Origin of the sequence: Bacillus infantis, assembly GCF_020171945.1 — a bacterium.
In the GTDB taxonomy this organism is placed as follows: Bacteria; Bacillota; Bacilli; order Bacillales; family Cytobacillaceae; genus Bacillus_AB; species Bacillus_AB infantis_A.
This window is the reverse complement of record NZ_JAIVAP010000003.1, coordinates 300,884-313,983: the sequence shown is the minus strand read 5'-3', so window position 1 is coordinate 313,983 and position 13,100 is coordinate 300,884. Positions and strand designations below refer to the sequence as shown.

The following is a 13,100-nucleotide window of genomic DNA, read 5'->3' as shown; positions in this document are numbered from 1 at the left end:
CTAAAATCGATAAGTTTGAGCAGGACAGCCTGCATTTATGGAAATATTGGTATGAAATCAAGCCCCGCCTTTTCAGGAAAACCGAACATCAGATTGGCATTCTGGACAGCCTGGCCGGCAGCCCCTTTCATCAGGTTATCAATGACTGCTACTATGGTCAGCCTTCCTGTCCGCTTATCTGCGCTCAGTCCGATATCACAATAATTGCTGCCTGATACCTCCTTGGTAGCAGGGAAATTTCCGGGTGCTCTTACCCTTACAAACGGAGCAGCTTCATAAGCTTCCCGGTATGCGCTTGCTGCTGCTTCTGCTGTAATGCCTTCCTCCAGTTCACCATACATGGTTGCCATGATTCCCCGTACTGCCGGAATCAAGTGGGTACTGAAAGTGATTGGGGATGTATCTTTATTCCACAGCTTGAGCTGCTGTTCAATTTCTGGTGTATGCTGATGCTCATTCACTTTATAAATTTTGAAGTTTTCGCTCATTTCCGCAAACATGGTCCCTTTTGAAGGCGAGCGGCCGGCACCCGAGATGCCTGACTTTGCATCGATAATGATGCCATAGGGCTTTATGAGCCCTCCTAAAAGTGCCGGGGCAAGGCCCAGCAAGGCTGCTGTCGGATAGCATCCGGGATTGGCGATGATATCTGCCCCCCCGATCTTCTCTCTGTTCCACTCACTCAGGCCGTATACAGATTCTTCAATCACAGAAACATCTGCTGGATCTTTCTTGTACCAGTTTATATACTGATCCTCCGGCAGCCTTAAATCCCCGGACAGATCGATGACTTTAATATCCCTTCCTGCAAACTGTCCGGCAAGCTTGCCTGATGCACCTGAAGGAGCAGCCAGGAAGACCACGTCAGATTGCTCTGAGATCTTCTCTATATCAATTCCCTCTAAAGTTTGCCTGTTTATCTCAAGCAGATGCGGATATTCATCGGAAACAGGCGCTTCCCCCCTGGTAGAATGTATGGATTGAATCTGGAAGTAAGGATGGTGCTGTAAAATGCGGAGAAGCTCTGCACCGCCGTATCCTGTTGTACCGATAATGGATGCCTTCATGGGATCCCCCTTCCCTTTTGTATATTTAATCAAATGTATTAATAAATATGTATAATGTTTCTCTTATTATAGAAACTTAGCAGAACAAAATCAACCATAAACATGTTAATTTTTATTTAAATATTCAATCTCTTGAATGAACATGCATACTATCCTAGTATTTGATAAAAAAAAAGCCACCCCGCAGGATGGCTGTTCAACAAATCTATTGAGAAAGACTGATAATGTAAGCAGCCAATTTCTCTGCTGCCTCAGAAGATGGCCAAACAGGCTTCTTCCCAAAATAGGGATGAGCCTCTTCAGGCAGGAGGGGGGTTATGGCAGCATGGACATTGTCCAGACGGGACAAACTTTCCGCCTCTTCCAGGTTCCGGGCGATTACAGCTTTCGGATAGCACTCTTTTTTATATCCCTCAATAAGGATGATATCCGGCCCGAAAGCAGCCATCAGCTGAATAAGCCGCTCCAGCGGCCAATCCAGATTGTCAGCCTGAATCAGGATGCTGCCTTCCCCTTCTGCAAGGCTGGCCAGCGCACCGGCTCTCATATGCAAAGATGTATCTTTATCCTCAAGTACATCCGGTTTCCCCCCATGTCCATGGTGTTTAATCGTTACGGCTGCATACCCTTGCTTTTGGAGCTCTCTGATCACCGACTGGACAAGCGTTGTCTTCCCGCTGTTCTTGAAGCCCACAATCTGAAAAATGACAGGCTCTACCATGGCTGGCTGCTTCCCTGGTCATCCTCGAGCAGCAGCACATCTGCTTCATCGCCCTTTTGATAGCCTCTAGTACCGCCGGGAAGCACCATAAGAGCATCTGCTCCCGCCAGGCTCATGACAATATTTGATTTATCCACTCCGCTTGGCACTGAGATGAGCCTGCCATTTTCGTATTCCAGCCTGCTCCGCACAAACCTTGTGAATGGATTCGGCTTCGGGAAGTCTTCCCCAAGAGCAGCCTGCACCATCCGCAGATGAATGTTATCTGTATACAGCATTCCCCGGATCACCGGCCTCACGAACAGCTCGAAGCCCACATAGCAGGCGGACGGATTGCCTGACAGCCCGAATAACAGCTTCCCCCCAAGGCGGGCTGCGGTTGTGACACTTCCAGGGCGCATAGCCACCTTGTTAAAAAGCACTTCAGCTCCAAGCTTTTTGTATATCGCCGGCAAATAGTCATAATCCCCTACCGACACACCACCCGTAGTGACCAGGATATCGGTTTTTTCAAGTGCCGCCTCTATGGCTGTAAAGCAGGTATCAAAATCGTCCGGCAGCTTCCCATGGTATTCGCAGGCGGCGCCCGAGCGTTCAATCTGCGCCATCACCATATGGGAATTGCTGTTTCTGATCCGGCCCGGTTCAAGCGCCTCACCCACATCAAGCAGCTCGGTGCCCGTTGCAAAGAGCCCGATGGCAGGCTTTTTGGCAACAGGTACTGAGCTGTAGCCAAAGGTGGCAAGCATGGCGATCACACCTGGATTGATTTTTTTCCCTTTTCTGAGCAGGGTATCCCCTTCTTTGGCATCCTCCCCCCGAAAAGAAACATTATCGCCTGCCTTAAAGGATCTTTTGATGCTCATATAATTTTTTCCGTCCCGCTCCTCTGTCCTGGCAAGCTCCAGCATAACGACTGCATCGCATTCTGCGGGCATTTGGGCGCCGGTCATGATTCTTGCAGCCTGGTATGCTCCCACCTGCACCTTCGCCACATAGCCTGCCCCTATATGGTCCACAACCTCGAATTCCACGGGACTGCTGCTTGAGGCACCTTCTGTATCCACAGCCCTGACTGCAAATCCGTCATACGGGGAACGATCAAAATGGGGTACATCATTGGCTGCCTTTAAATCTTCAGCAAGATAGCGCCCATAACTTTCATTGATTGGGACCCATTCAGTTTCCCCGGTAAAATCCATCTGCAGGATCTTATCGATTGCCTCCCTTACCGGGATAGGCTTTCTCCTTTCGACCATGCCTTTCCACTCCTTATGTATCCATTTTTGAAAGTGCTAAAAAACAGCAGGATATCCTGCTGTTTTCTCCGCTGTCTATTTAAGAAATTGTCAGAACCTCATGACCGGCGGCAAGCTCGACAAAATGGGCCATGCCGCTGATTTTGCCGGCATACAGCTTGTCCCCGACACCATAGTGATCCACGCATGTATTGCATGCAAAGATGCCGACTCCTTTTTCCTCCAGCTCTTTTGCATGAACCGAAACAAATGATTCCCCTGTCAGGGCATATACGCCGCTATTCATGAAAAAGACTGCGGCAGGAAGCTCCTTCTGCTGCTTCAATACGGTAAAGAAGGTTTCAAGAACACCTGAGCCAAGCTCTGCATCTCCCTTGCCCAGCTGATCGGAGCTGACCAGTATAACCTTGTTTTTCATCTTATTGTACGCCCAGGGCTATCTTAGCGTAGCGGGACATTTTATCCTTTGTCCATGGCGGGCTCCACACAATGTTCACTTCTGTATTTTTCACTTCAGGTATATCTGAAAGAGCAGCCTTTACCTGGTCCACAATCGTTCCGGCAAGCGGGCAGCCCATGGAAGTAAGCGTCATATCGACTACAGCCGTTCCTTCTTCTTCCATTTTCACATCATATACCAGTCCCAGATTGACTATATCTACACCAAGTTCAGGGTCGACCACAAGCTCAAGGGCACCCATGATGCTGTCTTTTAATTCCTGATCCATGCTAATCACTCCTTAGCAGTTATTATTATGCTGATTCTATGATAACAAAAAGCCGCGCTCTTGAAAAAAATTATGACTCCAAGCCGGACGGTCCATCGCCTAAATATGTTTCAAACCACTCAACCGTTTTAAGCAGTCCTTCTCTTGATACCTTATGCCCTGCATTCTCATCCGTCAAAAAGACAAGTTTTTCGGGCATCTCTTCATAGTTTGTTCTAATCGATTCATAAAAATGATAAGTATAGTGATAAGGGACAACCTGGTCTTTCTTTCCGTGCCAGAACAATATTGGCCTCCCTGCAAGCTTTTCAGGCTGCTGGCTGATATCCAGCTCTTTCAGTTTTTGAAGCAGCCCGGCCAGTTCCTCTTCTTTAAAAGGAAGATCGATTCCGTGCTTCTTCAGCTCATCGATCTGCCAGAGGGCAAACTTCTCGTAATAAGGCATCCCCATCAAGCTTACTGCCGTTTTAATCCAATCATAGCGTGTCAGGGCACCCATGGTTACAATACCGCCCATCGAGGTTCCGGCAAGCCCTATTTTTTCTTCATCAATCAGGCCCTCTGATGCAAACGCATTTTTGATTACATTCAGTTCTTCTATCTCAGTGAGAACAATTTCCCAGAATTTCACGTTCAGATCATTTCCGGACAGGCCTGTGCTTCTTTCCCCATGATAGAGGGCCTCTGGCAGGACAACACGAAAACCTTTCTCGGCGAGCAGATAGGCATAATGGAGATTATGCTCTTTCGCACTTGTAAAACCATGTACAAATACAATGAATGGCAGCTGCTCATTGAACTTCTCTTTGTCTGCAAGATGCAGTACAGGAATGCCTTCCACTTTTCTATTTTCAATAATAATCATGGTGTTCCCCCCGCGTTCACATAAAAATGATCATATTTTTCTTTAAAAAAGCGATTTTTTTTACAAAATAAATATTAAATTGTTACGATAGTGGTAAATACACATACAGGAAACGGCTGGGCCGGGCAGACTCCCGGACTTTCCGGAATAAACAGCTCCCCTGATTTTCCTTATGTAAATTCTTTCTATATCTTTAGTGTAGCATGCTGACATTTATTTACCTAAAGCTTTACACTGAGATTATCCTAATACAGAAATAAGAAGGAGACTTTATGGCAGAAAAACATTTAATTGCATTGGACTTAGATGGAACCTTATTAAAAGACGATAAAACCATTTCCGCAAAAACAAAGCATGTGATCCAAAAAGCCCGGGAGGCTGGGCATGTTGTCATGATCGCTACCGGAAGGCCTTTCAGATCGAGCCAGATGTATTATCATGAAATGGGGCTGGATACTCCTATTGTTAACTTTAACGGCGCCTTTATCCACCATCCTAAGGACAGGAACTGGGGCGTATACCATACACCAATGGATATAAAAGTGGCAAAGGAAATTGTGGAAGCCTGCAGCGGCTTTTCATTTCACAATATCATTGCAGAAGTGATTGATGAGGTATACTTCCACTATCACGATGAAAAGCTGCTCGACGTTTTTGGAATGGGAGACCCTGATATAACCACTGGAGATTTAAGGAGATTTCTCACAGATTCGCCGACCAGTATGCTGATCCATACCGATGAGGAACAAGTCAAAACCATTCGGAACCATTTATCCGAGGTCCATGCCGAGGTTATCGACCACAGGCGGTGGGCTGCTCCATGGCATGTCATCGAGATTGTAAAATCGGGCTTGAACAAAGCGGTCGGGCTGAAGAAAGCCTCCGATTATTTCCAGATCCCGCCTGAAAGAATCATTGCTTTCGGGGACGAAGATAATGACCTGGAGATGCTGGAATATGCCGGACGCGGAATTGCCATGGGCAATGCCATCGATGTAGTGAAAAATGTCGCAAATGAAATGACGCTGACAAACGAGCAGGATGGAATCGGCGTTTATCTGAATGACCTGCTGGGTCTGAACGCAATGAAGTAACCTAACCTGAGCCCTGCCGCTTGCCGGCAGGGCTTTTCCTCTTGTTCCCTCCTTTAATTAGACCTGCCCTGGTGCATAATAACAGAGAGGCAGCAGAGCTGTTTCATATTTCCTTAGGAGGGGATCCGAATGGGCAAACGCAACAAATCGAAACGCTTTGTACAGCAAGGTGCAGATACTGTAAGCAAGCATGATTCCCGCATACCTTATCACACCACATATGCTGAAGCTGAAGCGAGGAAGATGGCGAATGTACAGGAATCTTCTCTTGGAGGAATTTAGCGATGGGCAACAGGCTTTTTCAGGAAGCGCAGAGATTAGTCGAGATGGCTTCACAAGCAGGGCCATCTGAACAGCAGCAGACGATTGCGAAGGCTAAAAACGCACTCCACTCAGCCTATTCGAACTCCACAAGGGCTGAACAGGAGCAGCTTCGCGAGCTGCAGGGCCAGCTTGACCAGCTTGCTGGCCGCTGACAGATAAGAGCATGCCCGCAGTACGGGCATGCTCTTTTTTTACCGGAAATTTTCCAGTGCGGCGGCGTAGACATGGATGATTCTGTCCTTCTTATCCTTTTCGTACAGGCTGAGGATGACTGTTCCGTTCTCGGGCAAGGATTTTTCCGGTATGTTTATTTTCAGGTGGAAAGGCGACCACTCAGGATATTTTGAATCAGAAGGGCCGGCTGTCTCCCCTGCAAGCACCTGATGTCCGTCTTCGGCTGTAAAGTAAAACTTCCCTGTTTCGGCCCTTGCTTCTCCTTTCACCTCGTAATTACCGTCCTCCCCGCTTATCTCCACTTTTCTGAAGGCAGGGTTCTCCCCCGGGACATCAAGCACGGCTTTTTCCCTCAGCACCACTTCTGCATGGGTCTCACCTTTCCGTTTGATCGGGATGGACACCTCTGCTGAATAGGCTCCTTCCTCGACCCTTCCAGCTGCAGTCTCATAGTCCCAGGAGTCCGTCCAGGAGACATATTCCCCAGGATCCAGCTTCAGGTACTGTATGGCCTGCAGAAAAGACTTTCCTGCCGCAGCATCATAAACAGCTTCCCCGTCCTTATCGCGGATGATCAGATCATATCTTTGTGAGGTTGGAAACTCAAAGGTCTGTGTCTGATCAGAGCTGTTGGTAAGCCTCACTTTGATTTCAGCCGATTCCTGACCGGCATTGAGGCTTAACGAAACTTCAGGGCCGCCTTCCGCATTGGCGCCAGATCCATACATCGGAAGTGAAGCAAGAATCATGAACAAGACTGCTGCAATCCTTAACATGCCAATACCCCCTTTTTCGATTATTCTTTCCTGAAGAAGCCGAATATCCCAGCTGTTTCTACAATATTGGTGAACGCATAAGGATCGACGTCCTTTATGATCCTTTCAAGGTCAAAAAGCTCATAGCGGGTGATGACGATGATCATCATTTCTTTATTTTCATTCGTAAAAGCGCCTTTGGCGGGTATGGTCGTAATGCCGCGTACCATCTTATCGTGTATGGCCTGCTTCAGCTCGGCGGATTTTTTCGTAACAATCATGGCCGTCAGCTTCTCATGCCTTGTATGGATCGCATCGATCACCCTTGTAGAAGCATAAAGCGTCACAAGTGTATACAAAGCTTTTTCCCAGCCGTAAAGAAAACCTGCAGTAATGATGATGATAGCGTTCAAAGTAAAGAAGTATGTACCCACAGGACGGTCTTTCATCCTTGATAAAAGCATCGCGACGATGTCCATTCCTCCAGTGGATGCCCCCCACTTGAGTGTCATCCCTACGCCAACAGCCGCAATGACTCCTCCAAAGACTGCATTCAGAAGAATATCTTCTGATACATGAATTACGGGAATGATCTCCAGGAACAGAGACATAAGGAAAACGCTTAAAAAGCTGTAGACAGTAAAAGACCTGCCCACCTTTTTCCACGCAAGGATCGTTACAGGTATATTCAGGATGAACAATAAAATACCTGTTGAAGCAAAGCCCCCCAGAATGCTGGAAAGCAGCTGCGCCACACCGGTGAATCCGCTGGCATAAACATTGGCCGGGATTAAGAAAAAGTTCATCGCAATTGCATTGAGAATGGCGCCTATAAGCACCACAACAAATTTCTTCGTTTCTAATAAAATCATAGCGAACCCCCTTAAAACACTTGATGTATCTTTACCCTATATTGTGTTTTTTCAACACATTTCATTGTATTTTTTCCCTTGATTCTATAAACTAAAAGCATATTAACGTGCTGAAAGCAGGTGACCTATATGTCAGTAAAAATCATGGCTGACAGTGCAAGTGATTTACCCTTGCAGTTTTTCAAGGACAATGATGTCCTGCTCTTTCCTCTGCAGGTTCTACTGGATGGGCAGGAATACAAAGATTTGATTACAATCGACCCAAAGAAAGTTTATGATAGCATCAGAAGCGGGCAGATCCCGAAAACCTCCCAGGTATCCCCTGTGGACTTTGAAAAGGAGTTCAGGGAGCTTGCCAAGAGCGGACGGGAAGGAATCTATATCGCGTTTTCTTCTCAGCTTTCCGGTACATACCAAACAGCGGCCATGGTGCGGGATCAGGTAAAAGAAGAATATCCTGACCTTAGCTTGTCCATTATAGACACAAAATGCGCATCCCTTGGAGCCGGGTTGATCGTAAAAGAAGCGGCAAGGCTTTCTGCCGAAGGTGCATCCATGGAAGATATCGAAAAGGATATCCTTTTCCGGAGCCGCCATATGGAGCATCTTTTCACTGTCGAAGATCTGGATCATCTTGCTAAAGGCGGCCGTGTTTCTAAGGCTTCCGCTTTTCTCGGCGGCCTGCTGAATATCAAGCCGCTCCTTCATGTAGAGGACGGGAAGCTTGTCCCCATTGAAAAGATCCGGGGAAAAAAGAAGGTTCTGCGCCGTATGATCGAGGTCGCCAAAGAACGCGGCAAAGACTTTTCCGGGCAGACGATTGCCATCAGCCATGCAGACAATCTTGAAACAGCGGAGGAAGTCAAGGCGATGCTGATCGAAGAGCTTGGACCCAAGGAAGTATTGATATCAGACATCGGGGCAGCTATAGGATCGCACACCGGTGCCGGCACCATCGCACTCTTCTTTTTAAATGAAATAGCATCATAATCCTACATACTCCTTATGATTGCGGCAGACACTAAAACCGACGGCGACCAAGCCGGAAAAAAGGAGGTTTTTTTCTATGCCGCACACTTCAGACAATGATAAAAAAGCACAGGACAATAATGCCTTGAGGCATGAGAAAAATATGATGCGCGAGAAAAACAGAAAAGCCGGGAAGCATCAATACTCGAAAAAAACGGATCATCTTTAAGCAGCACCAGGGTTCTTTATTGATGGCTTTCCCGGAACAGAAAAAAGCAAGCGCCCGGCGCTTGCTTTTTTCTATGATTGCTTTATATATGTCCAGCCGTCCTCCTGATAGACCTTTCCTTCCTTCATCAGCCTGCCAAGCGCACGCTTGAATGAAGATTTGCTCATTTGGAAGCGTTCCTGGATTTCATCTGCCATGCTTTTGTCTCCATAAGGCATAGAACCGTTCCGCTCTTCCAGATAGGAAAGGACTTTCTGGGAATCAGCGTCAAGCGCTTCTTCCTTCCGCGGCAAAAGGGAGATATTGACTGTTCCGTCTTCCTTTACATCTATGATCCGCCCCTCTATTTTTTCACCAAGGCGAGGCTCTGTCTTCCTCTGCGACTCATGGATAAAACCCTTGAATCCCTCTGCCGTATATGCCCAGCTTCCTACTTTGGCTGTCCTGTAGATATGTCCATGGACGTTCTTGTTAAAGTCTTTCCTCGTGGCTTTAATGGAAATTTCCTCGATAATCGGGTCCTTCGCATGCTTCACGTACACCCGGTTATTTCTATTAACACGGAGGGTGATATAGAGAAGATCGCCCTTTTGCGGCCAGACTGACAGGTGCAGAGGCAGATCTTCCTGGCCGAGAAGCATTTCCTTTTGGATCCCGATATCAATAAACACGCCAAGATCTTCCCTTACATCACTGACCTTTGCCCAGCCATACACACCCACCCGGATCTCCGGAAGGGTATCAGTTGCCGAGATGCGTTCCCTTGAATCTGTATAAAGGAACACTTCAACTTTTTCATCCACCTCATACTCTTTTGCCGCTTCATTTATATGCAATAATACATCTTCGTCACCGTCTGTCAGAAAATAACCGAAAGATGATTTTCTTGATACGGTTAAAGTTGTGACTTGTCCGATATAGTCTGCCAAAGGCATGTAATTTCCTCCTCAATGGCTTTATTGTCTGCTGACAATCTGAAAGTTGTTTGAACTGCTATATTTTACTATAATAAACGAATAAGGTAAAACGGTTTCGAAAACAGGAGCCGCCTGCTGCAGGAAATGATCCGGCCCCTGCTTCGAAACAGCCGGCTAAATATAAGAATTGACGGAGGTCTAGCCATGTCTAAAGAAAGCTCATTTGATATTGTATCCAAAGTAGATTTATCTGAAGTGACAAATGCAATCAGTATTGCAATGAAAGAAGTCAAGACCCGCTACGACTTCAAGGGCAGCAAAAGTGATGTTACCCTTGATAAGGAAGAGCTTGTCCTGGTATCTGATGATGAATATAAGCTGGATCAGCTGAAGGATGTACTGCTAAGCAAAATGATCAAACGCGGGATTCCCATCAAGAACCTTGATTACGGAAAAGTGGAAGCCGCTTCCGGCGGAACAGTGAGGCAGCGCGCAAAGCTTATGCAGGGGATCGATAAAGAAAATGCAAAGAAAATCAACACCCTCATCAAAAACAGCGGCCTGAAAGTAAAGAGCCAGGTTCAGGACGACCAGGTCCGTGTAACAGGAAAAAACAGGGACGACCTGCAGCAGGTAATAGCAGCTGTAAGAGAAGCCGATCTGACAGTCGATGTGCAATTTATTAACTATCGATAGAAATGCGGAAAAGCCTTGCTCAGGCCCGACAAGCTTAAGACGAGCAGAGCGGAAGGTTGTTCTTTAACCTTCTGATCTGATTGGCTTAAGACTCGAGGGCCTAGGCTTTGGAGCTGGACAAATCGAAGTGCGGAAGCGGCTTGCACAGAGCCGACAAGCATAAGACGCGGCAGAATAAAAGGCGTTCTTTGCCTTTAATTCTGCCGTGGCTTATGACTCGAGGCTCTAGCCGCTGGAGCCGGACAAATGAAATGCGGAAAAGCCTTGCTCGATAAAGGAACGCGGACTAAGAACGCCACGTCCTGTGGCAACGTCCGCATGACCCGCATCCTGTGGGCCTCAAGCTTAAGACGGGCAGAGCGGCAGGCGCTTTCTTAGTTAAAATCCCCGGATGCCAGAGGCATGCCGGGGATTTTAACTTTATTTTACAAACACATACATTAAAAGCTCATCAGAATAAGAGCCATCAGAGTTCTTCACATGCCTGATCCTTCTGCCTTCCTCCTGGAATCCCATTTTTTTATATAAATGAATGCCCCGTTCATTATGTGAGAACACTTCCAGGCATACTTTTTCAATGCACTGCTCCTCTTTCGCCCATTCCAGGCAGGTGCCGATCAGCTGCTTCCCGATGCCTTGATTGCAATATTTTTCTTTAATGGATATGCCGAACATTCCGATGTGGCTGACTTTTTTGCGTGTTTTCCGGGAAAAGTTCAAAACACCGGCAAGCTCTTCTCCGCTCCAGGCTGTTAAAAGCAGATTCCCAGGACGTTCATGATCAATGATCCATTCCCTCTCTTCTTCAACGGTAGCCTGAAATTCCTCCGGCTTAGTCAGCATATTCCCGGTTTCCTGCAAAATTTGCCGTGTATGCAGAAGAAGCGTCTCAGCATCCTCCTGCCTGGCCCGCCTGATCGTTACCATAATTAAGACCTCCCCTTTTTAATACAAGAAATTTTTTCCATGTTTTTAACACATACTAGCATGGAATACACCTAATATCTATAAAAAAATGGAGGTTTTGCACAATGGCGAACGAACAGAACAATAATCAGAACGGATTCAAACCTCAGCACCAGAACCAGCAGCCAGGGGTAGAGGATAAAATGACACCTGAGCCTTCTTATATTGACCCGAATTATAAAGGTTCAGGGAAACTTGAGGGCAAAGTGGCCATTGTCACTGGAGGAGACAGCGGGATCGGCAAATCTGTTGCTATTTATTATGCAAAAGAAGGTGCTGATGTCACTGTTGTTTATCTGGAAGAAACTGAAGATGCAAAGGAAACGAAACAGGAAGTCGAAGCAGCCGGCCGTAAATGCCTTCTGCTTGCCGGCGACCTTGGAGATGAAAGTTTTGCGAAGGAAGTTGTCTCCAAGACGCTGGATGAGTTCGGGAAGGTAAACATCCTTGTCAATAATGCCGGTGAGCAGCATCCGCAGACAAGCCTGCTCGATATCAGCACAGAACAGCTTGAAAAGACATTCAGGACAAACATTTTCTCTATGTTCCACCTGACAAAGGCTGTACTGCCGCATCTTGATAAAGGAAGTTCTATCATCAATACGGCTTCCATCACAGCGTATGCAGGACATCCTAAGCTGATTGACTATTCTTCCACAAAAGGTGCGATCGTCACATTCACCCGCTCCCTGTCAACAAATCTGGCTGATTCAGGGATCAGGGTCAACGCCGTCGCCCCCGGCCCAATCTGGACACCGCTCATTCCTTCCACCTTCACGGAGGAAGATGTCGCCAAATTCGGAACTGACACACCGCTCGGCAGAGCCGGCCAGCCGTACGAACTGGCACCAGGCTATGTATACCTCGCAAGCGACGACTCATCCTACGTATCCGGCCAAATGCTCCACATCAATGGCGGGAAGGTTGTTAATGGCTAGAAAAGCGGAAGGCGCTTGCTCAGCCCCGACAAGCATAAGACGCTTTAGGATAGAAGGCGTTCCTTGCCTTCAATCCTAAAGTGGCTTATGACTCGAGGGGCTAGCGCCTGGAGCTGGACAATAGAAAAGCGGAGGCGGCTTGATCAGAATCAGCCATAACAAACGAAGAAAATAACAGAAAACCAGCCGGATGCCAGACGTCCTCCGGCTGGTTTTTTTATGCGCTGTGAGTAAAAACAAGCGGTATCCTCCCTGAATCCCCGTCAGACCTTCCAGATTTAACCATATGAAACTGCATTTTTCTCTTAATAACTATGCTCTGTTAAAGTCTATTGTTAAGTCTTATCCTTATTTGAGTGACCAGCAAGCCTTAAAATAAGCGGAGATTTTACTGTTAAACTGCTGAATATGGCAAGGGGGGGAATAAATAAGGGGAGATTTTCCGGTTAAGCTGAGGGTAGTTGCCCATTTTCCTGCTTTTTAAGTCGATAGCCGGAATTTCTCCCTCTATTTGAGCTGTTTTTAG

Annotated in this window: 17 protein-coding genes; 7 read left to right on the top strand and 10 right to left on the bottom strand. The window is 47.0% G+C overall.

What is annotated here, in order from left to right; all coding sequences use genetic code 11:
• Nucleotides 1-35: 35 nt before the first annotated feature.
• The 6 genes from argC to LCM00_RS08310 form a co-directional block, all read right to left on the bottom strand.
• Complete coding sequence (gene argC / locus LCM00_RS08335) at nt 36-1,067, bottom strand: N-acetyl-gamma-glutamyl-phosphate reductase (RefSeq protein WP_224900080.1); 1,032 nt, start codon at nt 1,065-1,067, stop codon at nt 36-38.
• A 205-nt stretch (nt 1,068-1,272) separates the two neighbouring features.
• On the bottom strand, nt 1,273-1,788 hold the full coding sequence (mobB, locus tag LCM00_RS08330; RefSeq protein ID WP_224900078.1) for a molybdopterin-guanine dinucleotide biosynthesis protein B: 516 nt from the start codon (nt 1,786-1,788) through the stop codon (nt 1,273-1,275).
• Nucleotides 1,782-3,047, bottom strand: a complete 1,266-nt coding sequence (locus tag LCM00_RS08325) for a molybdopterin molybdotransferase MoeA (protein ID WP_224900075.1) — start codon at nt 3,045-3,047, stop codon at nt 1,782-1,784. The genes mobB and LCM00_RS08325 overlap by 7 nt, the downstream gene beginning before the upstream one ends.
• 79 nt (nt 3,048-3,126) lie before the next feature.
• Nucleotides 3,127-3,465 carry a DsrE family protein gene (locus LCM00_RS08320; protein ID WP_224900072.1) on the bottom strand — a complete coding sequence of 113 codons (339 nt, stop codon included), beginning with the start codon at nt 3,463-3,465 and terminating at the stop codon, nt 3,127-3,129.
• A gap of 1 nt (nt 3,466) precedes the next feature.
• Nucleotides 3,467-3,775 carry a metal-sulfur cluster assembly factor gene (locus LCM00_RS08315; RefSeq protein WP_148975789.1) on the bottom strand — a complete coding sequence of 103 codons (309 nt, stop codon included), beginning with the start codon at nt 3,773-3,775 and terminating at the stop codon, nt 3,467-3,469.
• Between the two features lie 70 nt (nt 3,776-3,845).
• Nucleotides 3,846-4,640 carry a prolyl oligopeptidase family serine peptidase gene (locus tag LCM00_RS08310; protein ID WP_224900070.1) on the bottom strand — a complete coding sequence of 265 codons (795 nt, stop codon included), beginning with the start codon at nt 4,638-4,640 and terminating at the stop codon, nt 3,846-3,848.
• Nucleotides 4,641-4,912: 272 nt separating this feature from the next.
• Between LCM00_RS08310 and LCM00_RS08305 the strand changes: the two genes are divergently transcribed.
• From LCM00_RS08305 to LCM00_RS08295, 3 genes are all read left to right on the top strand, one after another.
• Complete coding sequence (locus tag LCM00_RS08305; RefSeq protein ID WP_224900068.1) at nt 4,913-5,734, top strand: Cof-type HAD-IIB family hydrolase; 822 nt, start codon at nt 4,913-4,915, stop codon at nt 5,732-5,734.
• Between the two features lie 129 nt (nt 5,735-5,863).
• Nucleotides 5,864-6,016, top strand: coding sequence for a hypothetical protein (locus tag LCM00_RS08300; RefSeq protein ID WP_009794059.1), 153 nt, complete (start codon nt 5,864-5,866; stop codon nt 6,014-6,016).
• 2 nt (nt 6,017-6,018) lie between these two features.
• Nucleotides 6,019-6,210 carry a DUF3813 domain-containing protein gene (locus LCM00_RS08295; protein ID WP_224900065.1) on the top strand — a complete coding sequence of 64 codons (192 nt, stop codon included), beginning with the start codon at nt 6,019-6,021 and terminating at the stop codon, nt 6,208-6,210.
• Nucleotides 6,211-6,249: 39 nt separating this feature from the next.
• On the opposite strand, the gene LCM00_RS08290 is transcribed toward LCM00_RS08295, so the two are convergent.
• Entirely contained in the window at nt 6,250-7,008 is a 759-nt protein-coding gene (locus tag LCM00_RS08290) for a BsuPI-related putative proteinase inhibitor (protein WP_224900062.1), read from the bottom strand.
• 20 nt (nt 7,009-7,028) lie between these two features.
• A complete protein-coding gene (locus tag LCM00_RS08285) occupies nt 7,029-7,859 on the bottom strand; it encodes a YitT family protein (protein ID WP_224900059.1) in 831 nt (276 codons plus the stop codon).
• A gap of 129 nt (nt 7,860-7,988) precedes the next feature.
• Here LCM00_RS08285 and LCM00_RS08280 point away from each other — a divergent pair, with 129 nt between their 5' ends.
• Entirely contained in the window at nt 7,989-8,849 is an 861-nt protein-coding gene (locus LCM00_RS08280; protein WP_224900056.1) for a DegV family protein, read from the top strand.
• A 76-nt stretch (nt 8,850-8,925) separates the two neighbouring features.
• Nucleotides 8,926-9,057 (top strand): DUF3941 domain-containing protein, encoded by a 132-nt coding sequence (locus LCM00_RS08275; protein WP_009794054.1) that lies wholly within the window; start codon nt 8,926-8,928, stop codon nt 9,055-9,057.
• Between the two features lie 71 nt (nt 9,058-9,128).
• Here LCM00_RS08275 and LCM00_RS08270 read toward each other — a convergent pair whose 3' ends face one another.
• Nucleotides 9,129-9,992 (bottom strand): CvfB family protein, encoded by an 864-nt coding sequence (locus tag LCM00_RS08270; RefSeq protein ID WP_224900053.1) that lies wholly within the window; start codon nt 9,990-9,992, stop codon nt 9,129-9,131.
• 186 nt (nt 9,993-10,178) lie between these two features.
• Between LCM00_RS08270 and LCM00_RS08265 the strand changes: the two genes are divergently transcribed.
• The gene (locus tag LCM00_RS08265; RefSeq protein ID WP_224900049.1) at nt 10,179-10,670 is read left to right on the top strand and encodes a YajQ family cyclic di-GMP-binding protein; all 492 of its coding nucleotides are present in this window, start codon (nt 10,179-10,181) and stop codon (nt 10,668-10,670) included.
• 420 nt (nt 10,671-11,090) lie between these two features.
• On the opposite strand, the gene LCM00_RS08260 is transcribed toward LCM00_RS08265, so the two are convergent.
• Nucleotides 11,091-11,597 carry a GNAT family N-acetyltransferase gene (locus LCM00_RS08260; protein WP_224900047.1) on the bottom strand — a complete coding sequence of 169 codons (507 nt, stop codon included), beginning with the start codon at nt 11,595-11,597 and terminating at the stop codon, nt 11,091-11,093.
• Nucleotides 11,598-11,701: 104 nt separating this feature from the next.
• Here LCM00_RS08260 and LCM00_RS08255 point away from each other — a divergent pair, with 104 nt between their 5' ends.
• The gene (locus LCM00_RS08255; RefSeq protein WP_224900044.1) at nt 11,702-12,574 is read left to right on the top strand and encodes an SDR family oxidoreductase; all 873 of its coding nucleotides are present in this window, start codon (nt 11,702-11,704) and stop codon (nt 12,572-12,574) included.
• Nucleotides 12,575-13,100 lie beyond the last annotated feature (526 nt).